This window comes from Arthrobacter sp. V1I7, assembly GCF_030817015.1.
GTDB lineage: Bacteria > Actinomycetota > Actinomycetes > Actinomycetales > Micrococcaceae > Arthrobacter.
The window spans coordinates 1,470,398-1,495,943 of the sequence record NZ_JAUSYS010000001.1 but is presented as its reverse complement, the minus strand read 5'-3'; the positions used below and the strand labels follow the sequence as shown (position 1 = coordinate 1,495,943).

Below are 25,546 nucleotides of genomic sequence, written 5' to 3'. Positions count from 1 at the left end.
GGCGGTAATCCTAGTCTGCAAAGTGATCCCATCCCACAGAGTCAGCGGGCCTGCCCGCGATCTTGACGCCCGTGCTGTCCATTGGTGCAGGGGCCTCCACCGAGCCTATCGCAGTGAAACCGGGTGGCAGCCGAAGGCCTGCGGGGAATGTGGCCAGCAGTCCGTGGTCTTCCCCGCCGCCCAGGACCCAGGCCATCGGTTCGGTGCCCAGCAGTCCGGCGGCCGGCAGCAGCGGCACGGCGAGGGACCTCAGCGCGGCGGGGTCAAGGTTGAGCACTGCGCCGCTGGCGGCCGCCAGCCGGCCGCCGTCCCGCACCAGGCCGTCGGAAATGTCCATCATCGCCGTGGCTCCGGCCTGCCGCGCCAGCGGGCCGGCGGCGAGCGGCGGCCGGGGCCGGCATTGGGTGTCCATCAGGACCCGCTGTTCCCCGCTGAGCGAGTGGACGGGAACCCCGGACTCGAGCAGGGCAAGGCCGGCGGCGGCCCGGCCGACGGTTCCGGCCAGGGCCAGGGTGTCCCCCGGGCGCGCGCCGGACCGCAGCACCGGATCCCCGCCGTCCAGGCTCCCCAGGATCGCGACGCTCACCGCCAGTTCCCGGCCCCGGCCCAGGTCGCCGCCGGCCACGGCACAGTCCGGGGCGCCGAGCCCGCGGAGGCCCGCTGTCAGTCCGTCCGCGAAGTCCTCCACCCAGGCGACGGCGGTCGCGGGCGGCATGGTAAGGCTCACCACCAGGGAGGTGGCGCGGGCTCCCATCGCGTTGATGTCGCTGAGGTTCTGCGCGGCGGCCTTCCAGCCAACGTCGTACCCGCTGGTCCGGTAACCGTTGTTCCACTCGAGCCGGAAGTCCTGGTCCTCCACCTGGGTGTCGATGCTGATCACCGTGCGGCCGTCCGGCGCCGCCACGATCGCGGCGTCGTCCCCGGGCCCCAGCAGGACCGCGGCGTTCACGTCAGGGCCCCGGTTGAGGCGGGGAAAGATCCGTTCGAGGAGTTCGGACTCGGAGAGGCCGGCCACGGTCAGGAAAGCGTTCGATTCGGACGCTTGCGGAAGAAGGGGTTGAGGCTCGGTCGATTCAGGCACAGCCCTACGCTACCGCGGTGCTGCGACACGGCCCGGCCGGCCGGCGCCATTACCCGGCAACTCCAGCTAGTAGGTGGTCCGGAGGCAGCCGAACTGGGTGTTTCCCGCCGAAAGCCCCGCCACGCCCAGACCCCATGCGCACACGGTGTAAGTTCCACGCTTCACAACAGGGATGGACACCTTGTAGCCGTGGTTGCCCGGGACCTGGAAGATGCTGTTGACGTCCGCCCGGGCGCGGTTGGCCACGTGGGCGGTCCCCTTCGTCGTGCCGTCCGGATACGTCACGTAGAGGTGGACCGGAACACTGGCCGCGGCCATGCCGGGATCGAGGCCCCAGCCGCTGGCGATGATCGCGGAGCCGGTTCCGCCGAGCTGGACCTTGGCCGAGTCCAGAAAACCTACCGGCGCCGGAGTCGCCGCGACCGTCACGGACTGGCAGCCCAGCAGGCTGTTGCCCAGCGGGAACGGGCTGACGGCAAGGCCGTAGGCGCAGATACGGTAGTTCCCCGGCTTCTTGACCGGCACGGAGACACGGTAGCCGTGTTTTCCGGTGCTTCCCATGACCCGGTTCACGTCGTCCCGGACTTGGTTGGCGGTGTGGGCTGAGCTCCTGGTGGTCCCGTCCGGTCCGGTGACGTAGAGGTGGACCGGGATCGAGGCGGCCGGCGTGCCGGCGTCCAGGGCCCAGCCGCTGACGGTCACGCTCGCCGCCCTGGCGTCGGTCTTCGGCACGGCACTGTCCAGATAACCCGCCGGGGCCGGTGTGGTCTGCGGCCTGACCGTCCTGCAGCCCAGCAGGCTGTTCCCCTGGGTGAAGCGGCTGACCGCCAGGCCGTAGGCGCAGACCTTGTACTGGCCGCCGGCCGTCACGGGGATGTCCGTGCTGAAGCCGTGGCTGCCGGTCACGCGCATGACCTGGTTCACGTCCGGCCGGCTCTTGTTGGCGGTGATCGCCTGGGAGGTTGTCCTGCCGGCCGGGTCTGTCACGTAGATGTGGACCGGGATGGAAGCCGTGGGCGTGCCGGGGTCATAGCTCCAGCCGAGCGCCCGGAGCACCGTGACGCCGTTGGCTTTGACCAGGCTGAGCGAGTCGAGGAAGCCTGCGGGCGGCGCGGAGCCCTGGAGTGTCAGGGACCGGCAGCCCAGATCGGCCGTTTCCACGCTGCCCAGTGCGTACACGCAGACCCGGTAGACACCGGCGGCGGTCAGGTTGAAGGAGCGGGAGAAGCCGTGGTTGCCCGTGACGGCCATGACCTTGTTCACGTCCGCACGCGGCTGGTCCGCGGTCAGGGGGTAGCCGGTCCGTACGCCTGCCGGCGTCGTCACGTAAATGTGGACCGGGGAGGACTCGGATGATTTGGCCCGGTCATAGGCCCAGCCGCTGACGTTGAGGGTCGCTCTGTCCCCGGCGCGGGTGATGGCGGCCTTCTCGGTGTATCCGACGGCGGGGGCGCCCGGCGGGCGGATTGTCACGGTGGCGGCGGTGTTGCTGACCGAATTGATCGCGACTTTTGTGCCGGCGTGCGTGGTGAACGTCTGGCCGGCCTGCCACGCCTGGGTGTTGCTGTAGTAGCCGGCGAAGGGACGGGTGTTCGGCGGCAGCAGGATGGAGGAATTGCCGCCGCCCTGCTGGGTGATTTTCACGCCGCGGTTTCCGTTCTGCGCGATCACGCTGTCGTAGCCCACCGGCGTGCGAAGTTCCAGGTAATAGACCTCCCCGGACTTGGGGTCGGTGAATTTAGCGGCCCGGTTGGCTCCGCTGCCGGCCCAGGGCCGAAGGGTCACGCTCCGGGGCGAGGAGACCGTGCCAAGGTTGGCGATTTCGTCGCCGTTGCCGAACCGCCCCATTTCCCAGAAGCTGGCACTGATGACCGGCATGACGTCAAAGTGGGAAATGCCCATCAGGTCCACGTTGTCGCCGTAGGGCCTGATGCTGCAGGTGGAGTCGGCGAAACCGGCGAACGGTCCGGACGCCACGTCGGCGACGCCGCTGCCGCACTGGAGGCTGTTCGCGTGGTCCATGCCGAGCGCATGGCCGAACTCATGGGCCAGGACGGGCGTGGTCAGCCTGCTCTTCTGCGGCATCACGATCCGGCCGCCGATGTTGCCGTTGCTGTATGTCATGCCGGCGGCACCGTTGTTCAGGTAGGCCCCCGGAACAAACAGCACCAGGGCGGTATAGGGATCCTGCCTCCAGCCAAGCTCGGCCGTCACGATGTCGGCGATAACGCCGGGAGACTGCGTGGACCGGGCCGCGGATTTATGCAGCGTCCTGGTCTCGACCAGGGTGATGTCCACCCGGCCCGAGGTCGCGTTCCGCCAGTAATTCTTGGAGGCGCTGATGGACGCCTTAGCAGCGTCCATGGGCACGGCAGCATCGGTTGTCGCTGCGGACTTGTCAGCGAGCTGGACCGTTACCAACGTGGTCTTCATGGTCCCCGCCAGCGGTGCGCTCACGTACGTGTATTCGGACTTGGCCCGGCTGGCCGGAGGCTCCGGGCGGACGAAGTCGTCAACCGGAGGTGCCGGATTCGGATCGGTGACCGACGGAACGGCCAGCGAAACGCCCGCAGCAATCTGCGGCGCGGCAGAGGCCGCCTGTGGCAGCGCGGCTGCCAGCATTACGGCGGCCATCACTGTTGCCGCTACGTTCAGTTTTCGCAAGATTGCTCGCTTAGGGTGGGACCAAGGCCTAGACCTGTGGGCGGGAGCTACGGGGCTGCCTATAGCATAAGGGCCAATTCACATCTGTCACCCCACACACATTCGTCACTTCTTCCACAAGGTCCGTGCGCGCTATTCTTTGCCAGCTTTGGCGCAGCAAAGGCCCACCGTTTCGCCCGCTCCATCCGGCGTGAAAGACTCGAACCCGTGCTTCCTTCCGTCCCCGCGGTGACTACCGCAACCCGCAGGGCACTTGCCTTCACCGCCGGGGGCTTCCTGCTGTGGCTGATCATCGCGGTGCAGCTGTTCGTCAACACCGATCCCCTGAGCGTGCACCGCACGGACGCGGTCATCATGCTCGGCGGCGCGGCCTCGGAACGGTTGCCCGCGGCCCAGCGGATCCAGCAGGAGCTCGGGATCCCCGTCCTGGTGCTGTCCCGCACCGACACTTTCGGCAACAGGGCGGCCGACGCCGTCTGCGGCTCGGCCGCTTTTCCCAATCCGGCCTTGGTCTGCTTCCGGCCACCGGATCTGGACACCCGGGGCGAAGCGCAGGCCATATCCCGGCTGGTGGCGCTTAACGGCTGGAAGTCCGTCACCGTGGTCACCTCCAGCTACCACGTGACCCGCGCTGGGCGCCTGATAAGCCAGTGCACGACGGCGGATGTCCAGCTGGTTGCCTCCCATCCGGACTTTAATCCGGGGCAGTGGCTGCGGCGGTTTGTGATCGAAACCGGCGGGCTCATCGACGCCTCGCTCCGGCCCGAATGCGTGGATCAGCCGGCAGGAATGTAAGAATTGAGGGCACCGGGCTGAAGCCGTCAGCCCGTTCGGCACGCTGACAGAGGCGAGGAGGACACGTTTGGATCACACTCCCGACGGCTCCCCGCCGCTCGTCGCCGCCCCCCGGCACCTGCGCCGCCGCCGCCTCCACGGGGAAATTCCGGACGCTCTCCTGGTCCCGGGCGTGGAACCGGTACCCCTTGAGCCGCCGGCCGCAGCCGATACGCCGGCTACCGCAACTAAGGGTACCGAATCACAGCGATCCGCTCGAGAACTGCTCCACCACCGCAAGCGGCTGGTGGCACTCCTGGCAGTTCTCATCGTTGCAATCAGCCTGACCGCCCTCGTGCTGGCACTTCTGCTCGATTGATGCCGGGACCGCCAGCTTTACTGACCACCATCCGCTTACCTTTTTTGGGGAATCCCTATGCATACCATCATGCCCATCTTCGGGACCAGGCCTGAGGCCATCAAGATGGCTCCGATCGTCAGCGCACTTCAGGGGTCACCCCATTTTCGCTGCGTCGTGACCGTCACTGGCCAGCACCGCGAGATGCTGGACCAGGTCAACGAGCTGTTCGGCATTGTTCCGGACCATGACCTGGACATCCTGCAGCAGGGCCAGAGCCTGTCCGGCATCATGACGCGCACCATCGACGGCCTCGAGAAGCTCTTCGCCCACACGAGGCCTGACGCCGTCGTCGTCCAGGGCGACACCACAACGTCCACTGCCGCTGCCATCGCCGCGTTCTACCACGGGATCCCCGTGGTGCACGTGGAGGCCGGCCTGCGCAGCGGTGACCTGCTGTCCCCCTTCCCGGAGGAGGCCAACCGGAAAATCACCAGCCAGATCACCCGCCTGCACCTGGCTCCCACGAGCACCAGCCGGGCCAACCTCCTGGCCGAGGGCATCAACCCGGCGGACATCGTGGTGACCGGCAATACCGTGATCGATGCCCTCCTGGCCACGGTGGACAGGCAACTCCCGTTCACGGACCCCCGGCTGGAAGAGCTGGCCGCCGGCGGCCGGCGGATCCTGCTGGTCACCACGCACCGGCGCGAGAACCAGGGTGAATCCATGCGCGGCGTGGGACGGGCACTGGCCCGGATCGCCGACGCCGAGCCGGACCTCGTGATCGTGCTGCCCGCCCACAAGAATCCCGTGGTGCGCGAGGCCGTGCTGCCCGCACTGGAGGGCAAGGCCAACGTCCTGGTGACGGAGCCGCTGGCCTATGGCGAATTCACCCGGCTGCTCTCCCGGGCGCACATCGTCCTCACGGACTCCGGCGGAGTGCAGGAGGAGGCCCCCAGCCTCGGCAAGCCGGTCCTGGTGATGCGGGACAACACCGAGCGGCCCGAGGCCCTTGAGGCCGGCACCGTGAAGCTGATTGGCACGGACGAAGAGCGGATTGTTGCCGAGGTGACCCGTCTCCTCCACGACTCCGGGCACTTCGCGGCCATGGCAAACGCCGTGAATCCCTATGGCGACGGCAAGGCTGCCCTCCGCACGGTGGCAGCCATCGAAGAGCTGCTCGGTGTCGGCTACCGGACGGCGGAGTTCGGCGAAGCGTAGAGGCCGGCGGGGCAGCGGCGGATGCCCGCCGGCGGTGAACCGTCGCCCACATCCGTGACAGAATGAGTGTCCGGCAGGCAAGGACCCGGGTTGCCAGCATGGCGCTGTCCGACGGCGGTACTGGTTTCCCCGGCTTTGACTCTGGACTGACCGACGCCAGGAGGTGCATGTGGACCGTAGGACCTTGCTCACACTGCCTCTCGCCCTCGGCGCCGCCGCCCTGGCGGCGTGCACCCCGGATACGGCGCCCGGACCTCGTCCGCCGTCGACCCCGCCGGCACCCAGTGTTGCTCCGTCCGCGGCCAGGACCCGCCGGCCCAAGCCCCGACATGCCAGCAAGGGCATCGGCATGCCCCGGTTCAACGGATTCGGCTTCGATGAGCTGGATTCCCTGGACCTGGACTGGTTTTACAACTGGGGCCCAAGCTACCCGCCCCTCCGACCGGCTTCGAGCCAGAGCGCTGAATTCGTGCCGATGATCTGGGGGCGCGGATCCCTGGAGCGGAACGGCATAGAGGAAGTACTGTCCGAGCTTCCGTGGACGGGCGCCGAACACCTTCTCGGCTTCAACGAACCCGACCACGAGGGCCAGGCGGACATGTCCGTGGCCACCGCCATCAAACTTTGGCCGCAGCTGGAACGGGCGGGCCTCAGGCTGGGGTCTCCGGGTGCGGTCCAGGCCATGGGAGACTGGCTCATGAAGTTCATGGACCAGGCGGCGGCGAAGGACCTGCGGGTGGATTTCGTCACCATGCATTCCTATGCGCCGCCCCACGCGGACAACTTCCTGGAATATGTGCAGCGCCTGCATGACCGCTACGACAAGCCGATCTGGATCACCGAATTCGCCGTCGCCGACTGGGATGCCACCACGAAGTCGCCCAGCCGGTTTACCGAAAAGGAAATCCTGGCGTACATGCGGGACACCGTCGCCGGTCTCCGCGAAATGCCGTTCGTGGAGCGTTTCGCCTGGAAAACGCGGGTTCATGACGATCCCATCATGGGAGCCTCCGCGCTGTTCCGGAGCAACGGATCCCTGACGCCCACGGGCGAACTGTACCGCTCCCTCTGATCTGGCCCGGGGGTCATCCCTCTGCGGCCCGTCGAATGCCCTAAAAACTGCGTGATTCCTGTGACTATCCGGGACATTCCTGATGTGTTCTCCGTGCTGGCAGCGCCGGGCGCCCTGCTGGCTGCCAGTGCAGGCTCCGCCCAGGCGGCCGTAGCCCCGTCCGTAGTGCCGTCCATCACGTTGCCCGCTGACACGCGCAAGGGTTTCGGGCATGGCGGGAAGGACGCCCTGGCGCTCACGCAGATCCAGAGCCTGAAGCTGGACTGGTACTACATCTGGTCAGCGCGGTCCTACGTCACCACCAGCCCGCCCTTCGTCCCGATGATCAAGGATGCGAGGCGGCTGCTGGAACAGGACGCGATCGGCTGGGTGACACGCCAACGGGCGGAAACGAGGACCAAGCACCTGCTGGGTTTCAACGAGCCCGACCACAGGGCCCAAGCGAACATGTCCGTGGACGAGGCCATTCGTCTGTGGCCCAAGCTGGTGGCAACCGGGCTAAGGCTCGGGTCCCCTGCTCCGGCCGGAACCGACAGCCTCTGGCTTGAGAGCTTCATGGCCAAGGCCAAGGGTCTGCGTGTCGATTTCGTGACGATGCACCGCTACGCCTGGCCTAAGGCCGACGATTTCCTCAACAAGGTGACCATGCTGCACGAAAAGTATAAAAGCCGGTGTGGGTGACTGAATATGCGGTCGCCGACTGGAATGCGACATCCACCCGGCGCAGCGTGTACTCACGGGCCCAGACCGAGGACTTCATGCGCGCCACGGTGGCCGGCCTGCGCGCCATGCCGTTCGTCGAACGCTTTGCCTGGAAGTCCCGGCCGGCAGGGGACCCCGTTATGGGAAGCTCCGCCTTGTTCCACACGAACGGCACGCTCACGAGCACAGGCAGGCTGTACGCGTCCCTGTGATGCGCTGACAGCCTCCGGAGGGCTGGCCTCACCCCACGTACCCCTGGCAGCCAGAAACGACTCAGCCCGGCCGAATGAAACGGATTCATTCGACCGGGCTGAGTGCCGGAGTACGCTGAGATCCCTAGTGGACCGCAGTCAGCTCCAGGAGCTCGCTCTTGTGGCCGAGGGACACGATGTCCCAGCCGGCCGCGTTCCACTTCTCGTGGTCCAGGACGTTGCGCCCGTCAAACATCCGCTTGTGCGACACCGCGGCGGAAAGATCCGCGGGATCGATATTCACGAATTCGGACCATTCCGTGAGCACCATGACCAGGTCGGCATCCGCCGCGGCCGTGCCAAGGGAATCAACGTAGTTCAACCGCGGGTACCGCTTCGCGGCGTTCGCGTTGGCGGCCGGGTCGTAGACGCTGACGTCGGCTCCGCTGTTGAAGAGCCTGGCGGCCACGTCGAGTGCCGGGGAGTCCCGGACGTCGTCGCTGTTGGGCTTGAATGCGACGCCGAGGACGGCGATGCGCTTGCCCTCCAGGGTGCCGAGCAGCGTCTCTGCGACGTGGACCGCACGGTCACGGCGGCGGAGGTTGACTTCGTCAACTTCGTTCAGGAACCGCATAGTGCTGTCCAGGCCCAGCTCGGACACGCGTGCCTGGAGCGCGCGGATGTCCTTGGGCAGGCAGCCGCCGCCAAAGCCGATGCCGGCGTTGAGGAAGCGGCGGCCGATCCGGGAGTCGAGGCCAATGGCGTCGGCCAGGGTGCGGATGTTGCCGCCCACGGTCTCGGTGACCTCGGAGAAGGCGTTGATGAAGGAGATCTTGGTGGCCAGGAAGGCGTTGGCAGCCACCTTGACCAGTTCCGCCGTCTCGAAGTCCGTGGAGATGAACGGGGTCTCGCGGCTGATGGCGTCGGCGTAGACCTCACGCAGGGTGGCCTCCGCAGCGGCGGAGTCGGATCCCATGACCAGACGGTCCGGACGCAGGGTGTCCTCCACGGCGAAGCCCTCGCGCAGGAACTCGGGGTTCCAGGCGAAGTTGACCGTTACGCCGTCGCGCGATTCCTCGGCGACGAGGCCCTTCAGGCGGCGTGCCGAGCCCACCGGAACGGTGGACTTGCCGACGATCAGGGAGTCCTTCGTGGCGGCCCGGGCGATCGCTGCGACCGAGGCATCAACGTACGTCATGTCGGCAGCGTGCTCGCCGGCCCGCTGCGGGGTGCCGACGGCAATGAAGTGCACGTCGCCGAAGGCGCCGGCTTCTTCAAACGAAGTGGTGAAGCGCAGGCGGCCGGACTCGGTGTGCTTACGCAGCAACTCGGGCAGGCCCGGCTCGTGGATGGGCAGTTCGCCTCGGCTGAGGCTGTCGATCTTCTCTTTGTCGACGTCGACGCCCAGGACTTCAAATCCCAGTTCAGCCATGCATGCCGCATGGGTCGCGCCGAGGTATCCCGTACCGATCACGGTTAGTCGTAGTGTCACTAGTCCCCCAGTAGCCGCAGTAAATTTCGTTGTCTTGGCGGTAAATTTCGTTGTCTTCGCGCAGATGGCGCAACCAAACGGGTCCACTATATAACGATCACTTCGGTTTCTCGTCCTCCTGCAGAGTTGAGTGACGTATGTCAACAAGTTATCGAGGCGTACAGGAGCCCCCCCCGACGCTGCGTGGCGCAGGACAAGCCGTCCAGATCGTTACCCGGCTGTGTCAGGCCGTCTGGGCAACGTCATCGTTGATTCGCCGGGTGAATACTTCGCTGGGTGTCAGGTACCCCAGGATTGCTCTTGGCCAGTCGTTGAGTTCCTCGGCTATGGATTCCAGATAGGGCTGGTGGGACGGGATGACTTCGCCCTTTGGCAGATACTCACGGACGAGTCCATTGGACGCTCCTATGTTTGTCAACCGTGTTGGGACTCCGGGCATTGGGCGGCGGTGGACTCCATGACGCGGTAGAGGTGCCGGGCGAGGGTGCGCTTGAGGCAACGGCGGATGTCGCGGTGGGTCTTGCCTTGAAGGGTGCGCCGGGCTTCGTAGGCCCGGGTTTCTGCGTGGCATCTGATGCGCGTGATCGCGACGGTGTGCAGGGCCCGGTTCAGTGCCCGGTCTCCGCCGCGGTTCAGGCGGTGTCTGGTCCGTTGGCCGCTGCTGGCTTCCAGCGGTGCGACTCCGGCCAGCGAGGCAAATGCCGCTTCGCTTCTGACGCGCCCGGGGTGGGACCAGCTGATGAGCAGCTGGGCTGCGACGACCGGTCCCACGCCGGGTTCGGCGAGCAGGGCCGGTCCGGCCGGGTGTTCCTGGATCAGACGGGCCAGCTCGGGATCGATGTCCGCGAGCTGGCCGGTCAGGAACCGTATGCGCGCGGTGATCGACTGCAATGTCAGCACCGTGATCCGATGTTCGACCGTGGCGGCCGCGGCGGTGACCGTGCTTTCGATCAATGCCAGCTGGGTGGCCAGCGGGCGGCCGCGCAGGGGCGCCCGCAGCTGTTCGGGTGCGACCACGATGAGGCTCTTGAGTTCGTTGATGGCCTTGGTGCGGCTGACAAGCACTGCCTGGCGGGTCGCTGACAGGGCCCTGATTGCTTCGCGCAGCCCGCGGACGCGGGGACTGGACTGGTGTTCCCGTGCCAGCGCGGTCCGGGCGGCGCGGACCGCGTCGAGCCGGTCGTTCTTGGCGCCGCGGACGTGTTTGAGGGCGCCGATTTCGACGACATCCTCCCCGGTCAGGGCCAGTTCCCCGGCGAGTCCGGCGGCGAAACTTCCCGTTCCCTCCAATGCCCAGACCCGGCGGCCAGGGGCGTGCTGTCGTGCCCAGTCGAGCATGCGTGTGTATCCGGGACCGTCGGCCGTTGCCTCGATATGGGCGCGTATGCTGCCGGTGGCTGTATCCAGCACCGCCAGGTCGACGGTGTCGCGGTCGGGATCACCTCCGATGACGTAGTCATATTCCTCTGCCAGCGTCGTCATTGCCTTGGTCCTTTCATCAAGCTGGGCGGATACGGTTCACGCCGAGCCCGGAAAGCAGATCATTCACCGCGGCAACACTGTGACGGGTCACGCCCTGAGGCGGACAAGCTCCTAATCAAGCCAGAACCGGTGGCGGGTCAGGCCGGCGCCGGCAGCTAAAGGAACATGTCAAACGGAAGGCACGCGCACTTGCGGCCAGTATTCTCGGGAGTCACCTCTTCGCTGCCGACACCCACCCTTCCGGATCAGCCCCTTCCCGGGCCACCTCCATACTCACAGTGTTCTCGTCAGTGCCCCGCTCCCAGGGCGAGTGCGGGTGGGCGCAGTAGACCGGCAGTTCGGTGACTACGCTCAGGTGGGCGTGGCAGGCCATTTCGGTTCCCCGATCCGATCCCAGGTCAGCGCCCCTCGCATCAGCGCCGGCAGACCGTTGACCCCGTCGATGAGCACATCCGCCAGGCCGTCGGCTTCCTTGCCTTCCGGCAGACCGAGCATGATCAGGAACCGGCTGTGCCGCTCGGCGAAAGTGGCGACAGCGCTCCGGCCGGCCTTGCCGATTCCGAGGTTCCCTTCCCAGGAACCGGGAACCCGGTGGTCCGATGCTTCTTCGGTCGGTCATCGATACAGACCATGCCCGTGATCGGTGCGCTGCGTTCACTGAGGGCCTTGCACGGTTTGCGGCGGGTTCGCTTGGATCGCAGCAGGATGCCGTCCTTCGCCAACTCACCCTTAGGCAGGGCATAGATCCAGCGATAAAGCGCCTCGTGGAGACGGTACGACCGTCAGCATCTGGGGATTTCACCATGCTCAACGGTGTGGTCTGTGGCCTCAAGGTGCAACCGGCCGGCGAACTGACGTGGTGACCGCGAGTACATCAGATCGGCCATCACGCGGGCCTTCAGCACCGGTCGGCATCGACCTTGGGGACCTGAGGACGCTTTTGTCGCCGCTCTGCTTTCACATCGGCGGTGACCGGACGGTAACCGTGGGTCTTCGTCGAGTTCCGCCGGCGCTCGCGCCAGATGATGGTGGAGTGCCGGCCGATGCCCTCGCCGATCTGCTGGTCCGTCTTCCCAACCGGATACCAACAGCGATGCCCGCCCTGTCCGCAAACGTCAATGCCCTGCGCGCCACCGGCCCACTCTATGGGACTGCCCCGGGTTTGCTTGACGCCTGACTTGTGAGGATTCTTTCCTTGCAGCAAGGACGTTCATATGCTCAAGCCCTTCCCCGCTGAGTTCCGCCGTGACGTGGTCGCGGTGGCCCGGAGGCACGAAGCCCCGATCTCGCAGATCGCCAAAGACTTCGGGATTTCCGAAGCAACCCTGCACAACTGGCTCTCAAGAAAGCCGACATCGAGGACGGCGGGACTGAAATTTAAATGGTGTAACGCCGGAGAATTAGCCCGGGGTTTTCATGAGGGTGCCGCTCCTCGGGTGTGTTTAAGCGACGAAAGGTGCTTCTGAGCTGGGAAAATAGTGTTGTTGACGCACTGATTTACCGGCTGAAAGAAGCACCTTTCTGATGTCCAAGATTACCGGAATTTTCCCTCCCTTCCTGTCGACGCGACGGAGCAGTCGCTGGTCTCGCATGCCGGGCTGAACGTGGTGACGTCCTTGATTGACGCGCTCGGGTTCAGGAGCTTGTGCGAGGACCGTTTGGGCCAGTTTGTCCCGGCCGGGGCCTGGCATCGGCCCGGCACGATCGCGGGGTCGTTGGCGGTAATGCTCGCCGGCGGCGGGGAGCACGTCTCCGATCTGGATATCCTGCGGTCCGGTGCGGGGGCCTTCGGAAAGGTTGCTTCGAATGCGACGATCTCTCGGTTCTTTGAGCGGACCGTGACCAACCCGGACGTCTTCAGCTACGGTTTCGCGACGTTGTCGCGGGAGTTGCGTTCCCGGGTGTGGGAAGCTGCCGGGGACCGGAACCCGGCACTGAAGGCCACGGCGCCGGATCCGCTCATAGTGGACCTGGACGCCACCCTCGTCACCTCCCATAGTGACAAGGAACAGGCTGTGGGCACGTACAAGGGCGGGTATGGGTTCGCGCCTTTCATCGCCAGCGTCGATTACGGCGCGGCCCACGGGACCGGGGAGGTCCTTAGCCGCGGTGATGCGTCCGGGCAACGCCGGGGCCAACAGCGAAGAGGACCACATCACGGTCTTCACCCAGGCCATCGAACAGCTCCCCGACGACTTCTACGACCAGCACGGAGAGCTGATTGGTGAGAAGGTGTTGGTGCGGACCGACAGCGCCGGGGCGTCCCGGAAATTCCTGCAGTACCTCTCATCGCTAGGGGTCCAGTTCAGTGTTTCCTACCCGGTCCCGGAGATAAAGGCCCACATGGTCGGGTGGATCAACGACAAGCAGTATTGGCAGCCCGCACTGGACCAGGACGGCAAGGCACGCACGGACGCGTGGGTCGTTAACGCCACTGACGTCCTCGGACTCACCGACTACCCGCCGGGGACGAACCTGTACCTGCGTGCTGAGCCGCTGCACCCCGGCGCGCAGGCAACCTTGCTGGACGTGGACGGGCACCGCGTCACGGCTTTCTTGACCAACTCGCCGCGTTGGCATGGGCCTGCTTTGGATGCCCGGCACCGGGCACGGGGACGGTGCGAGAACCGGATCAAAACCCTGAAGAATGCCGGGCTCGGGAAGCTGCCGTTCTTCGATTTCCACGCCAACCAGGCCTGGGCCAATATCGCCGTCCTGGCCATGAATCTGGTCTCCTGGCTGCAACTGGCCGCTCTGCCCACCGGGCACAAAGCCCGGGCCTGGGACATGAAACGGTGGCGCTACCGGCTCTTCGCCACCGCCGGGAAACTCATCACCCGGGCACGGCGGAGCCGGTTGCTGATTCCTGACAAAGCACCGGAATCCGGCACGATCACCACGCTCCTGGCCGCCATTGCCGAGCTGAAAAACAGCCTCCGACAACAGGCCCTACTCCTGGCCTGAGAACCACCGGCCAGCCCCAACAACGATCAGAGCCACCCATCGGAATGTGAAACCCGACGCCCAACCAGCGACAACAGGCCCCGCCAGCACGCCCAAAACCACGAAATCAGGCCGGACCAGAATCAAGCCCGGATCCGACGACCAACCCGATCATCATGAAAAATCGAGGCTAGAGCTGTGTGCTTCTGGCCGGGGTCTGCGGGCATGGTTGTCAGCGACCAGCACCAGCCGGCGAGTTCCCGGGCGATCGCCACGTTCGCGATCACGGGGCGTTTTTTGTGGTCCAGATAGACCAGCCATCGCTCGTGAAGCCGCTCGTTCCCGGCGTGGCCCCGGGCCTGGGCGGCGGTCGAGGCCTGCGCCCATCGTTGCCGCATGAGGGTGGACGGGTGTGGATAGGGTTGGCGGTGGTGCCAGGCGGCCTCGACCAGCAGCCTGCGGGCGCGGCCGTTGCCGGTTTTGGTGATCGAGCCCTGGGACCGTGACTGGCCGGAGGAATGCTCGGACGGAACCAGGCCGAGGTAGGCGCCGATGCTCTGGCCGGTGAAGCGCTCCCAGTCGCCGATTTCGACGGCCAGGCCGAACGCGGTCAGCGTGGAGATCCCGCGCAGGCACTCGAGATTCCTCACGACGGGGGTGTACTGGCTGGTATAGGCCAGTTCCGTGATCGCCCTGTCGTGGCGGTCGCGGCGGTCCAGGACCGCCGTCATCGCACCCAGCGAGGATTCATTAGGCCAGCTGCAGGGGTGCGGAATCGAACTTCTGCCGGTCCAACCAGGCCCCGTGCTGCAGGGTCCATGCCTTCCCGTCCGTGTAGATGATGCCTTGGCGCGGGAGCAGTTTGGAGGCTTGTATCTCTTAAGTACCCCTGTTGACGTGGGGTGGTCGTCGTTTACGGTGGCCTTGGGAGGGGCCGGGGTGGTTCCGGTTTTCGGCTGGGCGTCATGGCTCGTGAAAGAGATCGTCGCCCCCGGCCTGTCTTCCAAGCAGACCCGATTGAGGGAATGGGTGGCCGGAAGAGAACGGTGCGCAGCACCGGGTTTCGTCCGGGCGGGCACCGGATAACTCACAAGCGCGGGGAACTGTATCCGACGCTTCCTCAGCAGTTGCGGGCGTGTGAGGGAGGTCGCCGCCGGCGCTCAAGTTCGCGCATGACGGTTCTCCCCAAGGATGGGGAAGCCCGGCCTGGTGACTCGGCTGGTGGACCGGCAACGACGGGTTGTCCCATCGCACGTATTCGATGCGAGGAGGAGAACCATCATGCAAAATCAGAATAAACCCGCGGAGATCATCCGGGCAGTAGCGGGTATCGACGCGGCCATCACGGCACGGCACCATATCGCGGTCAGGGAGTTTTTCGATGACGGAACTGAACACCTGAGCCGTTTCACGGTCGACCCGACACTGGCCGGGTTGGAGAGGCTCTCGGCGCGGCTGGCCGCAGTTCCGGCGCCGCTAACGGCGGTTGTGGAACCAACCTCGATGACCTGGCTGGCGCTGGCCCTCGCGGTCGAACGGGCCGGCGGCCAGATGGAAATGATCGGCGCCCGTCACTCCTCACGGCTGCGCGGAGCCATCATGGGCAAGAACAAGTCCGACGTCATCGACTCCGAAGTCCTCACCCGCGCCGGAGAGATCTTCGACCCGCCACCCCTGGTCCTGGCATCCCCGGGACAGCTGGCGCTGCGGCGGGCCGTGGTCCGCCGGGCCGGCGCCGTCATTGACGGCAACAGGTACTGGCGGCGGCTGCTGTCACTGGCTAGTGTCCTGCGCCTGAAATTCGCTTCGTAATTATAAAATCAGGATATGGCGAATGTCGGGCGGCCGAAGGCCTTGCTGGATCTGCCGGCTGAAGAACGCGGGACGCTGGAGCGGTGGGCCCGGAGACGGAACTCATCCCAGGCGTTGGCGACACGGTCGAGGATCGTGCTGGCCAGCGCCGAGGGTCTGACGAACGTGGCTGTCGCAGACCGGTGCGGTGTCGAGCCGCATACTGTGGCGAAGTGGCGGCGCCGGTTCCTGGAGCACCGGCTGGACGGACTGGTCGACGATCCCAGGCCCGGACGGCCGGCCTCGATCACCGCCGACCAGGTCGAGGACGTGGTCGTTGCGACGCTCGAATCCACGCCGGCGAACGCCACGCACTGGTCGAGGGCGAAGATGGCCGAACGCTCCGGGCTCTCGAAGTCCACGATCGGACGGATCTGGCGGACCTTCGAACTCAAGCCCCACCGCGCCGACGGCTTCAAGCTCTCCAACGATCCCTTGTTCGTCGAGAAGGTCTACGACGTGGTCGGTCTCTATCTGAATCCCCCGGAATCGGCGGTCGTGCTCAGTGTGGACGAGAAGTCCCAGGTCCAGGCGCTGGCCCGGTCCCAGCCTGCGTTCCCCATGATGCCCGGCATGCCGGAGAAGCGGACCCACGACTATGTCCGGCACGGGACCACCACCCTGTTCGCCGCCCTGAACACCGCGGACGGGTCAGTGATCTCCAGCCTGCACCGCAGGCACCGGGCCGCCGAGTTCAGGAAGTTCCTGGCCAAGATCGACACCCAGGTCCCCGAGGGCCTGGACGTCCATCTCATCTGCGACAACTACCAGACCCACAAGACCCCGACCGTGAAGACATGGCTTGAGAATCACCCGCGTTTCCACATGCATTTCACCCCGACCTACTCCTCCTGGCTCAACCAGGTCGAGCGGTTCTTCGGATTCGTCACCGAGGACCTGCTGCGCCGCAGTGACCACCGCAGCGTCCAGGCCCTCGAAGCGGACATCCGCAAATGGGTCAGCGAATGGAACACCAACCCCATACCCTTCACCTGGACAAAGACCGCGGAACAGATCCTCGAATCCCTCGGGCGACTTCTGAAGCGAATTTCAGGCGCAGGACACTAGGTGGGCCTTTCCCGATGTGTGGTCAGCGTTCGCAGGATCCGAATCAACAGCCCTCGCCGTGCTGGGCCGCTGGCCGCACCTCCGTTCCCTGGCATCGGCACGCGCGGCGACGCTGACGGCTGTGGTCGCCGAGCACACCCGCGATGTCGCCGACACGCCCGCCCGCGCCACAGCGATCAAGACGGCAGCACGGGGATGGGCAGATTTCTGGGACGGTCACCTGGATCTGGACGCTCTGGCCGTCGACGTGACCGAGCACCTGACTGACCTGCAGGAGTCCCGGGTTAGGGTGGATCGCTTCACGTCGCATTCACGGCAGTGGTGGGAGCATCTCTATGGCGACGATCCGCTGATCCTTTCCCTGCCCGGCGTGGGCCCGGCAACTGGTCCCTGCATCCGCGCCTACTTCGGTGACGGATCCGGGTTCGACAGCGCCAAGAAAGCAGCGAACTATGTCGGCATCACCCCTTCGAACTGGTCCTCCGGGACGATGAACCAGTCTCGTCGGGCCATCAGCAAGGAAGGACCGGCACCGTTGCGCCTTGCGTTCTACCAGGCCGGAAGCGTCGCCCGGACCATCGATCCCCAGCTGGCCGCGTTCTATCACCGGCTCATGACCGAACACGGCCACTGCCACACCCAAGCCACTATCGCGGTCGCCAGGAAACTGGCCGAAAGAACCTGGAAAACCCTCACCACAGGGCAAATGTATGAGCTGCGGGACCTCGAGGGACAGCCACTCACCAAACGGGCAGCCAAAGAACTCATCGCCTCCCATTACATCGTCACACCCATGCAACGCAGCCAGTCGCGGTCCCACACGATCGAAGCGAAACGGGTCCGCCTGACACGGTAGCTACCAGCACCTACCGACACCGGATAACGAGAAGCCTCAGGCCCCCGCTCTCCGCCACCTCCACCAGCCAAGGAGGCAACAGCGGCGCCCGGCGATGGACTCTGACTTCCGGGACGGACAGCTCCGCCGTCACCGCAGAACACAGGTGACGGTGCACTCAGCCTGCCTGCCGTCCAGAGCTGAAAAAGGCTTGACAAGCGTTAGGGAATCTCTTCAAGGTTCCCGGGGAAAAAGGTTCGTGTTGTAGCTAGCAGAGGACTCGTGGCCCTGCTGGGATGAGTGTTACTACGCATTCAACCTGAACAGGAACCACGAGCCTTGTTAGAGCCTACTGTGGCGGCCGAAGATGCTGCCAGCATGATCTTCAACCTGCCCGATTACCGTGTCACCGGCACCGCGCTGCTCCCTGACGGTGTCCGCCATATCACCGTCGAATCCATGTTCCCGCCGGGGTGCCCGAGCTGCGGGGTGATCGCTTCCCGGGTGAAGGAACGCCGGTGCCAGCAGTTGCGTGACATTCCGGTCGCCGGCGCGGTGGTTCTCCTCTGGGACAAACGGCGCTGGTTCTGCGACGAGTACCCTGTGCGTGCGGAAATCGTTTTGCGAGGCGACGCCGCAGGTGCCGCGCCGGGCACGGTCGACACGGCGGCTGCGGGAGACGGTCCTGGACGCGGTCATCATCTCCGGCCGGGCCGTGTCCGAGACGGCCATGGCGTTCGGGATCTCGTGGTGGCTGGTCCAGCAGGCCATCGGCGACGCGGCCCTCTGCCTGCCGGACGTGGACCTGCTGGCGCCGCGGATGCTAGGCATTGATGAGCACCGGTACCGGTCCGTGCGGTTCTTCCAGGACCCCGGCACGAAGGTCTGGACCCGGTACGAGCCGTGGATGACCACGATTGTGGACCTGGACACCGGACAGATCCTGGGCATCGTGGACGGACGTGACCACAAGGGCGTCGGTGACTGGCTCTTCGCCCGCCCGCTGAAATGGCGGCTCGGGGTGCAGGTCGTCGCGATCGATCCCTCCGCGGCGTTTCGGAAGGCACTGCGGATGTGGTTGCCGCGCAGCGCCGTTTCGGTGGATCTTTTCCATATGACCATGCTGGCCAACGACATGCTCACCTCGGTCCGGCAGGGCCTGTCCCAGCAGGTGCGGGGCCGGCGGGGCAGGGCCACCGACCCGGCCTGGGCGAACCGCATGCTGCTGCTGAAAGCCGATAAAAACCTCTCAGAACGCGGACGGCACCGCCTGGCCGGTGTCTTCGACACCGACGACCCGACCGGCAAACTCAAGGCCGCCTGGCAGATCAAGGAACAGCTCCGCACCCTGCTGCGCACCGGCTCCCTCGAGGACGCCGCAGCCGCGAATACCACCCTGGCTGACCTCGTGGCGCAGGCCGCGCTGCCCGAAGCAAACAGGCTCTACCGCACCGTGTGCCGCTGGTGGAATGAGATCGAAGTCCTCATCGTCACCGGCGCCACAACGGGCAAGGTAGAAGCCAACAACACCGCAATAAAACACATCAAACGAAAATTAGTTAACCGGCCCTCGACGACCGGGACACGCCGCGAATTTCCAGAAGCCGAAGATGCCGTCGTGGCGGTAGGAGACTGGAAACAGTCCTGCCTGAGAAGGACGCATGGGACTGCAGGTTGCCCAGTCAGGGAACGGGCACATTCTCACGGGTGCCGCTGACGGACCCGGGGAACTGGTCAACGGATTCCTGACCCATCTGACCACGAGGAATTTCTCGCCTGCAACGCGCCGGGCGTATGCATTCGACCTGTTGAACTTCCTGCATTTCCTCGTTGAGCGACGGCTCGGGCTGGCAGATGTCGCCCCTACTGATTTGTTTGATTATCTCGATTGGCAGCAGCAGCCGCAGAAGAATGCCGGCGGCACGGTTGTCCGGCTGACCTCGCGCACCGGCGCGGCTCCGGCGACGATGAACCGGCGGATTGCCGCGGTGCGGAGCCTATATGACTACGCTGTGATGGCCGGTGCCGTCAGAGAGAACCCGGTCCCTGCGGCGCGGCGTTCTTCCGGGTTCCGTGCCAAGCGCCGCGGACTGCTGGGGCACCTGGGCAAGGGCCGTGAGCATGGCGGGGGCAAGCTTGTGCGCGAGGCGAGGACGCTTCCCTTTGCCCTGGATCCGGCCCAGGTGGCCGTGTTCATCGCCGATCTGCTGACCGCACGGGATCGTTCGATGGCGCTGCTGATGCTGCTGGGCGGGCTGCGCGCATCAGAGGTGCGGCTGCTGCCGCTGGCCGACGTTGATTTTGGTCTGCCGCGGGTCAGGGTCACGGGCAAGGGCGGGAAGGAACGTGTCGTGCCGGTCGACGCGGCATTCTTCACCGAACTGGCGTCCTACCTGCGCACCGAGCGTCCGGCCGGCTGCGTTGCCCGGGAATGCTTCGTGGTGCTCCGCGGACCGACCACGGGTCGTGTCCTGACCGAAGCCGGGCTGCGGCGGATCTTCCGCACCCACCGGCTGCGGGCGGGCACCCCGCTGGTGCGTCCGCACCGGCTGCGCCATACCTATGGCACGGAACTTGCCGCTGCCGGAATCGACCTGCTGGTGCTGCGCGACCTCATGGGCCACGCCAGCCCGGAAACGACCGCCGGCTATGTCCATCTGTCGGCAACCACGCTGGCCGAGGAGTACGCAGCTGCCAGATCGCGATTGGAGTCATGATGTCTACTGCCACGAAACCCGTCCTCTTACCAGCAGCCGGCGGGACGGACCTGCGCGAGGACTACTTCCGGTTCGTCGCGGAACTTTCCTGCGGTCCCCAAGGAAAGTATTTGCGCCGCCGGCATGCCGCCGCCTTCCTGGGCAGCTGCCCGGACCCGGCGGCATGGATGCGCCGTTCCGCCGCCGAACGCCTGTTGCTGATCAAACGCCTCGACGCCTGGTCCTTCCTGTCCTGGTGCTTTGCCACCGGCCGGCTCGTCCCCGATCTGGAACTGCTCACGCTCAAGGGCAAGGGCACCCATTTCTCGCTCTGGAACCGGCTGCATCCGGACGACGACGCCGCCGTGCGCCGTGCTGCCGCGGCGTTCGACTGGTGCCCAGAATGGGAACAACGCGTCATCGGCAACGCGTTTCCGCTGCTTTGCATGACCCGCGGCGTGGACCTGAAATCCATGACGGAGGCCGACCTGGATGCGGTGGAACACGCCATCGCAGCATCGACGCTGCTGGCGCCGCGCACGCGCAGACTCCTCGGCGGCCAGCACCACTGCCTGCGCCGACTCTGCTATCAGATCGGGGTCACGGATATTCCTCCCGTTCACCCCAACCGCAGGGACCGGACGCCGGCGCAACGCGCCGAGGCGGTGCCGCAGCCGCTGATCCGCCCCGTCATCGCCCGCTACCTGACGACCATCGCCGCGACGCTGCGCCCTGCCACTGTTGCCTTCCGGGCCGAACACCTGACTCTGCTGGCTGTATGGCTTTCCGGGAAACACCCCGAATGCCGAGAACTGACCGGCCTGACGCGCGGGCACCTCGAGGAATTCCTGGCCTGGGATGCAACCCGCCTGTCCCAGGGGCGGCGGGCCCGCGGGGAGCGGATCTCGGTCACTCACCACATGCACGCGGTGATCAACCTGCGCAGCTTCTTCGATGACCTCACCGCTTGGGGATGGGCCGATCGGCCGGCCGAGACGGTCGTCCACCGCGCGGACATTCCGCGGCCGCCGGCGCCGCTGCCCCGAGCGCTGGCCCCGCAGACAGACAGCGCCCTGATGAAGGCTGTCGCGGCGCTCCCCGACACCGCCGCCCGCGCCGGGATCACCCTGCTGCGAGGCGGCGGCCTGCGGCTCGGGGAACTGCTCGACCTCGAGCTCGACTGCCTCTGGGACCTCCCCGGCCACGGCACCTGGCTCAAGGTCCCGCTGGGCAAGCTCAACACCGAGCGCGTGGTCCCTCTCGATGACCCGACCCTGGCGGCCCTGGACCAATGGATGGGCGAACGAGGTTCCCAACGGGCACTGCCGCATCCGCGCACCGGCCGCCCGGCGGACTTCCTGTTCACCCTGCGCGGCACCCGGATCGGAGCATCCCGGATCCGCCGGGGCCTGGACGAGACGGTGCGGGCTGCCGGACTCATCCGCCCCGACGGGACAGCCGAGCATGTCACCCCGCACCAACTCCGCCACACCTACGCCACCGAACTGGTCAACGCCGGCATGACCCTGCAGGCCCTCATGGCGCTGCTGAGCCACGTCACCCCCGAGATGACAACCCGCTATGCCCACCTGGCTGACACTACAGTCCGGGCCTCCTACGACTCGGCGATGGCCAGGATCCGCGAAACCCGGCAGCTTCCCCTCGTTGTCAGCGACCGGCCCGTCGTGCCCGAACGCATCGAATGGCTCCACAGCGAAGTGCTCAAGACCCGCGTCGCCCACGGCTACTGCTCGCGCCACCTTGCCGCCGAGGCCTGCCCCTACGCCAACATCTGCGAACAATGCGATAACTACACCACCAGCGCCGAATTCCTTCCCCAGATTCAGGCGCAAATCAACGACGAGACTGCACTCAGGGATGACGCCCTCGAACGCGGTTGGGACAGCGAAGTCGCCAGACACGCACGCGTCGTCGCCAGTCTCCAGAAACACCTGGACCGACTAAAGACCTGACGGCAGTTAACCCCCGCTGCTTGACCCGGCAGCGAGGGCCGGTTAACCGGCCGCGGATACCGGAATCCAGGCAACTACAAATCACGTATCATCTTGAGAAGTGCAGCCCGGATGGCAGCATGAGCAATCATCTCAGCAGAACATTCCCCGGGAACCACGACAAGCCATTTTGGAGATGCGGTGGCGGGCGCTCATCAGGTCACCGCGGGCGTCCTCCCGGGCACGGACCAGGTCCCGGGCGGCTTCCTGCTCCACGGTGGGAATGACAACAGCGGTGACCTCGCCCAGACGCAGCAGCCTGGCCAAATGCAGGGCATCGTTGGCATCGGTCTTGACCCGGTCGCCCGAGGGCCGCTGGAGCTTCGACGGGGCCGCGACGACACAGTCAACCCCGGACGCCAGCATAAACCGGGCGAGGCCAAAGCCCGTCGGCCCGGCCTCGTAGACGGACTTCGCAGGGCCCGGCAGCGACAGGATCCAGGCGAGGATCTCCTCAAAGTCCGGGGTGAGCCGCCGCCTGGACACTTCGCCCGTGTCCCCGTCGATGGCGCAGCCGACGACAGAGCGGGCGTGCACATCCAAACCGATGCTTGTTCTCTCAAACATGACAGGACCTTCCTGGCTAACGGTGGTTCCCTGGCCACCGGACGATAGCGGATAAACCCAGTGTGGCAGGGGGACACCTGCAGACCGTTCGGCCCTGCCGATAAAGGCCATCAGCGCCGGGGCAAGAGACCGGGGCGCCGCCTCCATCACCGGGCCGCGCCCATCTCACTCCTGCCGGCGCACCGACCCGGGCCCGGCGACAATGGCCGCATCGGCAGGACCGAACCCGTGCCAACAAACGGTCTGCCCAACACCCCCTGGAACCTTGTATCCTCAGCCTTAGCTGGAACCTCCACACCTTCAAATGTGGCTCTACCATGCAAGACCACGGTCCGCAGGGCAACCCACGAATCTATTTGAACCGGAGGTTCCAGCCCGAACCCGGGACCCCTTCAAATTGTCTAAAGCAAGTGCCTTAGTACGTCTCGGAGGGAGGTCGCACCGAACGCCGCGTTCATGTGGGAGTAGTCTTCGCCGTTGTGCGGGCTCGACATGCCGCGCTTGAGTTTGATCGACCCTTTAGAGTATTTGCTCCTCGTGAACATCCTGTTGGCAATAGTGTCATCTGGCAGCTCTACAACGCGCACGCTGGCTTCGGAGAACATCTCGCCTAGCCCGGCCTTGTAGTAATCAAACACCCGATCTCGGATTGGTTGGCTATGAAAGTGTCTGTAGCGATCACTGTTCAGCACATCGGTTGTCCCGTACGGATTGGGCACGTAAACCATGGGAGCCGCCGAGATCTGCCGTATCTTCGCGATCAGCTTTAGCGCGTTGCTGTTTTTGAGAGTTCCCTCCATCGCCCTATGAAAGAAGCTCTCAGAGATGAGCTGCTGGGTGTCGTCCGATGGGTCGTACTCGCTTAGCGGTCGATGATTCTTCAGAAGATCCATCAAGTGCACGAAGCTGAAACCCATACCCACCGTGATGTAGGCATCCATACCGCCAGGTATGTGTTCATAGCCTCCAGAGGTCCAGCTAAGGTTCTCTCGTAAGGTGTCGCTGGTGGGAAGAAGGCAGTTGTCCTCCACGCGAAAGAAGCGCATGGAGGTCGAGGGAGATCCAAAGAACGTCATATCAATTTTTGGATGCTCTGCCTTGATCTCTTCCCACCCGAGCTTGAACGCCGCGATGTGAGAGTTTCCTATAATGCCGATTCTCATTTTCTACCTCCGGCAAAAGCGTCCAAAAGAGCCTCCTCGCAGACAACATCGCTGTCAGTCTCCTCTGTGGAGGCAGCTGGCTCCGAGTTATCATGCTCGTCGAAGAAGATGCGCATGACCGCTGCCACCCCCTGCCTGCTGACGTTCCTCTTGTTCTCATTGAACATAGAGGGGCCGAGAAACGGGGTACTGAAAAGCTCGTAGGAAGGGAAGTAGTCCACATCTGGGAATTCTTCATACAACTGTGCGGTGACGGCTCGAAGGACTGATTTCGAGCGAACCGTCGAAACCAGTACATGTGAATCGGCCGCGGTCGCCGTAAGGGGCACGAGGGAAACAGTAAGAATGAACTCAATCGACGGATTGTGCTCTCTGGCGAGCTCCCGGAACTCAAGGAAGTCACGGTAGATATCCACGAACCCGAAGTTCAAGAAATGATGGATGTTAGGGTCGTATTCACCTGCCAGCACTCCGGGAGCCGTGGGATAAACTAGTCCGCTCTCTCGGTGGCCCCACGCTTCTGTAAGCCCCATTGTGAAGACGAATACATCGGATTCTTCGATTACCTTTCGGAAGCGCCGCAGATGGTCTCTCCGCTGTGCCGCGACTTCTTCCTTGGTGGGCAGGCCATCGGGCTCCACATTTGGTCTGAGGGCATCATAAAAGCAGCCATCACGCTCCCAGATGTACTCCTCGGGTTCAGGAAAAACCAGCCCGAAGGCTTCCTTCGTCAACTGGAGCAGTTGCCGAACAGTGTAAATATTCCCGTGTCGGGCTGAGTAGAGGCCATAGCCATACGAGGTCTCCAGGTTTCCCCTGATTTGGATAGTGTTCGGGCTTGGCTCTTTATCTACGACAGTATGGCCATGCTTGCGAAGCTCTCGCGCTATTTCTTGCGCAAAGCAGCTACCAGCAGTAGCTATCTTCTTTCCGGTGATGGAAAACTTCTTTGAGTACATTCCATTTACGGACTCAACAGAATCGCCGACAGCTAGCCGCCAAAATTGCCTGTCGGGCAACCTATCATAGGGGGACGTCATATTATTGCCCTCTCTTGTTCTCGCCGAGCACGTTCGACTCGCCTTTAGCGTGACCGGAAAGCCGTCCCGGCCCCAAGCCCTCTTGCAACTGCTACGTCAGCTCAGGATACGGTATACCGCGAGCTACTATAGCCGTACACCGCTCCGCCTCGATGCGAAACTAGCTGTTGGGGACCTCGGCCATGAAGTCACCCTGGCCTGGCAGTGCTACCAAAAGCTCCGGGCGATCTACCACGCCAGACCGGAACGGGGGCCGGGACCTCGTCAACGAGGTCATCGCCTCGTTCCCGACCTGCCCGATCCCCGAGGTCGCCCGGCTCGGCCGGACCCT

General features: G+C 65.0%; 20 protein-coding genes and 4 pseudogenes. 14 read left to right on the top strand and 10 right to left on the bottom strand.

The window, feature by feature from the left end:
- Positions 1 to 10 precede the first annotated feature (10 nt).
- The gene (gene thiL / locus QFZ69_RS06990; protein WP_306919624.1) at positions 11 to 1,021 is read right to left on the bottom strand and encodes a thiamine-phosphate kinase; all 1,011 of its coding nucleotides are present in this window, start codon (positions 1,019 to 1,021) and stop codon (positions 11 to 13) included.
- 126 nt (positions 1,022 to 1,147) lie between these two features.
- On the bottom strand, positions 1,148 to 3,745 hold the full coding sequence (locus QFZ69_RS06985; RefSeq protein ID WP_306916642.1) for a hypothetical protein: 2,598 nt from the start codon (positions 3,743 to 3,745) through the stop codon (positions 1,148 to 1,150).
- A 207-nt stretch (positions 3,746 to 3,952) separates the two neighbouring features.
- Between QFZ69_RS06985 and QFZ69_RS06980 the strand changes: the two genes are divergently transcribed.
- The 5 genes and pseudogenes from QFZ69_RS06980 to QFZ69_RS06960 all read left to right on the top strand — a co-directional run bounded on the left by QFZ69_RS06980 (position 3,953) and on the right by QFZ69_RS06960 (position 8,087).
- Complete coding sequence (locus QFZ69_RS06980) at positions 3,953 to 4,540, top strand: YdcF family protein (RefSeq protein ID WP_306999998.1); 588 nt, start codon at positions 3,953 to 3,955, stop codon at positions 4,538 to 4,540.
- 67 nt (positions 4,541 to 4,607) lie between these two features.
- Positions 4,608 to 4,898, top strand: a complete 291-nt coding sequence (locus tag QFZ69_RS06975; RefSeq protein ID WP_306916638.1) for a hypothetical protein — start codon at positions 4,608 to 4,610, stop codon at positions 4,896 to 4,898.
- Between the two features lie 57 nt (positions 4,899 to 4,955).
- Positions 4,956 to 6,101, top strand: a complete 1,146-nt coding sequence (wecB, locus tag QFZ69_RS06970; RefSeq protein WP_306916636.1) for a non-hydrolyzing UDP-N-acetylglucosamine 2-epimerase — start codon at positions 4,956 to 4,958, stop codon at positions 6,099 to 6,101.
- 184 nt (positions 6,102 to 6,285) lie between these two features.
- Positions 6,286 to 7,173, top strand: a complete 888-nt coding sequence (locus QFZ69_RS06965; protein WP_306916634.1) for a glycoside hydrolase family protein — start codon at positions 6,286 to 6,288, stop codon at positions 7,171 to 7,173.
- 51 nt (positions 7,174 to 7,224) lie between these two features.
- Positions 7,225 to 8,087, top strand: a pseudogene (locus QFZ69_RS06960) (glycosyl hydrolase).
- 124 nt (positions 8,088 to 8,211) lie between these two features.
- Here the strand turns inward: QFZ69_RS06960 and QFZ69_RS06955 are convergent.
- From QFZ69_RS06955 to QFZ69_RS06940, 4 genes are all read right to left on the bottom strand, one after another.
- Positions 8,212 to 9,558: a UDP-glucose/GDP-mannose dehydrogenase family protein gene (locus QFZ69_RS06955; RefSeq protein ID WP_306916632.1), complete on the bottom strand. Its 1,347-nt coding sequence runs from the start codon at positions 9,556 to 9,558 to the stop codon at positions 8,212 to 8,214.
- A 223-nt stretch (positions 9,559 to 9,781) separates the two neighbouring features.
- Positions 9,782 to 9,976 carry a hypothetical protein gene (locus QFZ69_RS06950; protein ID WP_306916630.1) on the bottom strand — a complete coding sequence of 65 codons (195 nt, stop codon included), beginning with the start codon at positions 9,974 to 9,976 and terminating at the stop codon, positions 9,782 to 9,784.
- Positions 9,973 to 11,040, bottom strand: a complete 1,068-nt coding sequence (locus QFZ69_RS06945) for an IS110 family transposase (protein WP_306916629.1) — start codon at positions 11,038 to 11,040, stop codon at positions 9,973 to 9,975. Before QFZ69_RS06945 ends, QFZ69_RS06950 begins: the two co-directional genes overlap by 4 nt.
- 351 nt (positions 11,041 to 11,391) lie before the next feature.
- Positions 11,392 to 11,535 (bottom strand): hypothetical protein, encoded by a 144-nt coding sequence (locus QFZ69_RS06940; protein WP_306916627.1) that lies wholly within the window; start codon positions 11,533 to 11,535, stop codon positions 11,392 to 11,394.
- 719 nt (positions 11,536 to 12,254) lie between these two features.
- Here QFZ69_RS06940 and QFZ69_RS06935 point away from each other — a divergent pair.
- Together QFZ69_RS06935 and QFZ69_RS06930 are read left to right on the top strand one after the other, a co-directional pair.
- A pseudogene (locus tag QFZ69_RS06935) lies at positions 12,255 to 12,406 on the top strand (transposase); the annotation flags it as partial.
- Between the two features lie 214 nt (positions 12,407 to 12,620).
- Positions 12,621 to 14,004: pseudogene (locus tag QFZ69_RS06930) on the top strand (IS1380 family transposase).
- A gap of 122 nt (positions 14,005 to 14,126) precedes the next feature.
- Here QFZ69_RS06930 and QFZ69_RS06925 read toward each other — a convergent pair.
- Complete coding sequence (locus tag QFZ69_RS06925; protein ID WP_306916623.1) at positions 14,127 to 14,714, bottom strand: transposase; 588 nt, start codon at positions 14,712 to 14,714, stop codon at positions 14,127 to 14,129.
- A 550-nt stretch (positions 14,715 to 15,264) separates the two neighbouring features.
- Here QFZ69_RS06925 and QFZ69_RS06920 point away from each other — a divergent pair.
- The 7 genes and pseudogenes from QFZ69_RS06920 (at position 15,265) to QFZ69_RS06890 (ending at position 22,406) form a co-directional block, all read left to right on the top strand.
- Entirely contained in the window at positions 15,265 to 15,795 is a 531-nt protein-coding gene (locus QFZ69_RS06920; protein WP_306916621.1) for a transposase, read from the top strand.
- Between the two features lie 15 nt (positions 15,796 to 15,810).
- The gene (locus QFZ69_RS06915; protein ID WP_306916618.1) at positions 15,811 to 16,902 is read left to right on the top strand and encodes an IS630 family transposase; all 1,092 of its coding nucleotides are present in this window, start codon (positions 15,811 to 15,813) and stop codon (positions 16,900 to 16,902) included.
- 16 nt (positions 16,903 to 16,918) lie between these two features.
- Complete coding sequence (locus tag QFZ69_RS06910) at positions 16,919 to 17,758, top strand: transposase (protein WP_306916616.1); 840 nt, start codon at positions 16,919 to 16,921, stop codon at positions 17,756 to 17,758.
- A 357-nt stretch (positions 17,759 to 18,115) separates the two neighbouring features.
- Positions 18,116 to 18,274 (top strand): annotated as a pseudogene (locus QFZ69_RS06905) (ISL3 family transposase); the annotation flags it as partial.
- 70 nt (positions 18,275 to 18,344) lie between these two features.
- Positions 18,345 to 19,454, top strand: coding sequence for an ISL3 family transposase (locus QFZ69_RS06900; protein WP_306916614.1), 1,110 nt, complete (start codon positions 18,345 to 18,347; stop codon positions 19,452 to 19,454).
- A complete protein-coding gene (locus tag QFZ69_RS06895; protein WP_306916612.1) occupies positions 19,399 to 20,454 on the top strand; it encodes a tyrosine-type recombinase/integrase in 1,056 nt (351 codons plus the stop codon). Before QFZ69_RS06900 ends, QFZ69_RS06895 begins: the two co-directional genes overlap by 56 nt.
- Entirely contained in the window at positions 20,454 to 22,406 is a 1,953-nt protein-coding gene (locus tag QFZ69_RS06890) for a tyrosine-type recombinase/integrase (protein ID WP_306916611.1), read from the top strand. The genes QFZ69_RS06895 and QFZ69_RS06890 overlap by 1 nt, the downstream gene beginning before the upstream one ends.
- A 132-nt stretch (positions 22,407 to 22,538) precedes the next feature.
- Here QFZ69_RS06890 and QFZ69_RS06885 read toward each other — a convergent pair whose 3' ends face one another.
- The 3 genes from QFZ69_RS06885 to QFZ69_RS06875 form a co-directional block, all read right to left on the bottom strand.
- Positions 22,539 to 23,012, bottom strand: coding sequence for a transposase (locus QFZ69_RS06885; protein WP_306916609.1), 474 nt, complete (start codon positions 23,010 to 23,012; stop codon positions 22,539 to 22,541).
- Between the two features lie 401 nt (positions 23,013 to 23,413).
- Complete coding sequence (locus tag QFZ69_RS06880; protein WP_306916607.1) at positions 23,414 to 24,175, bottom strand: hypothetical protein; 762 nt, start codon at positions 24,173 to 24,175, stop codon at positions 23,414 to 23,416.
- Positions 24,172 to 25,215 (bottom strand): GSCFA domain-containing protein, encoded by a 1,044-nt coding sequence (locus QFZ69_RS06875; RefSeq protein ID WP_306999996.1) that lies wholly within the window; start codon positions 25,213 to 25,215, stop codon positions 24,172 to 24,174. Before QFZ69_RS06875 ends, QFZ69_RS06880 begins: the two co-directional genes overlap by 4 nt.
- Positions 25,216 to 25,546: the final 331 nt, after the last annotated feature.

Excerpts from the sequence above, each read along its gene's own strand:
- QFZ69_RS06945 (WP_306916629.1), bottom strand. The coding sequence starts at position 11,040 with ATGACGACGCTGGCAGAGGAATATGACTACGTCATCGGAGGTGATCCC.
- QFZ69_RS06920 (WP_306916621.1), top strand. The coding sequence starts at position 15,265 with ATGCAAAATCAGAATAAACCCGCGGAGATCATCCGGGCAGTAGCGGGT.
- QFZ69_RS06895 (WP_306916612.1), top strand. The coding sequence starts at position 19,399 with ATGGGACTGCAGGTTGCCCAGTCAGGGAACGGGCACATTCTCACGGGT.
- QFZ69_RS06880 (WP_306916607.1), bottom strand. The coding sequence starts at position 24,175 with ATGAGAATCGGCATTATAGGAAACTCTCACATCGCGGCGTTCAAGCTC.
- QFZ69_RS06875 (WP_306999996.1), bottom strand. The coding sequence starts at position 25,215 with ATGACGTCCCCCTATGATAGGTTGCCCGACAGGCAATTTTGGCGGCTA.
- QFZ69_RS06890 (WP_306916611.1), top strand. The coding sequence starts at position 20,454 with ATGTCTACTGCCACGAAACCCGTCCTCTTACCAGCAGCCGGCGGGACG.
- wecB (WP_306916636.1), top strand. The coding sequence starts at position 4,956 with ATGCATACCATCATGCCCATCTTCGGGACCAGGCCTGAGGCCATCAAG.
- QFZ69_RS06915 (WP_306916618.1), top strand. The coding sequence starts at position 15,811 with ATGGCGAATGTCGGGCGGCCGAAGGCCTTGCTGGATCTGCCGGCTGAA.
- QFZ69_RS06885 (WP_306916609.1), bottom strand. The coding sequence starts at position 23,012 with ATGTTTGAGAGAACAAGCATCGGTTTGGATGTGCACGCCCGCTCTGTC.
- QFZ69_RS06925 (WP_306916623.1), bottom strand. The coding sequence starts at position 14,714 with ATGACGGCGGTCCTGGACCGCCGCGACCGCCACGACAGGGCGATCACG.
- QFZ69_RS06940 (WP_306916627.1), bottom strand. The coding sequence starts at position 11,535 with ATGCTCGGTCTGCCGGAAGGCAAGGAAGCCGACGGCCTGGCGGATGTG.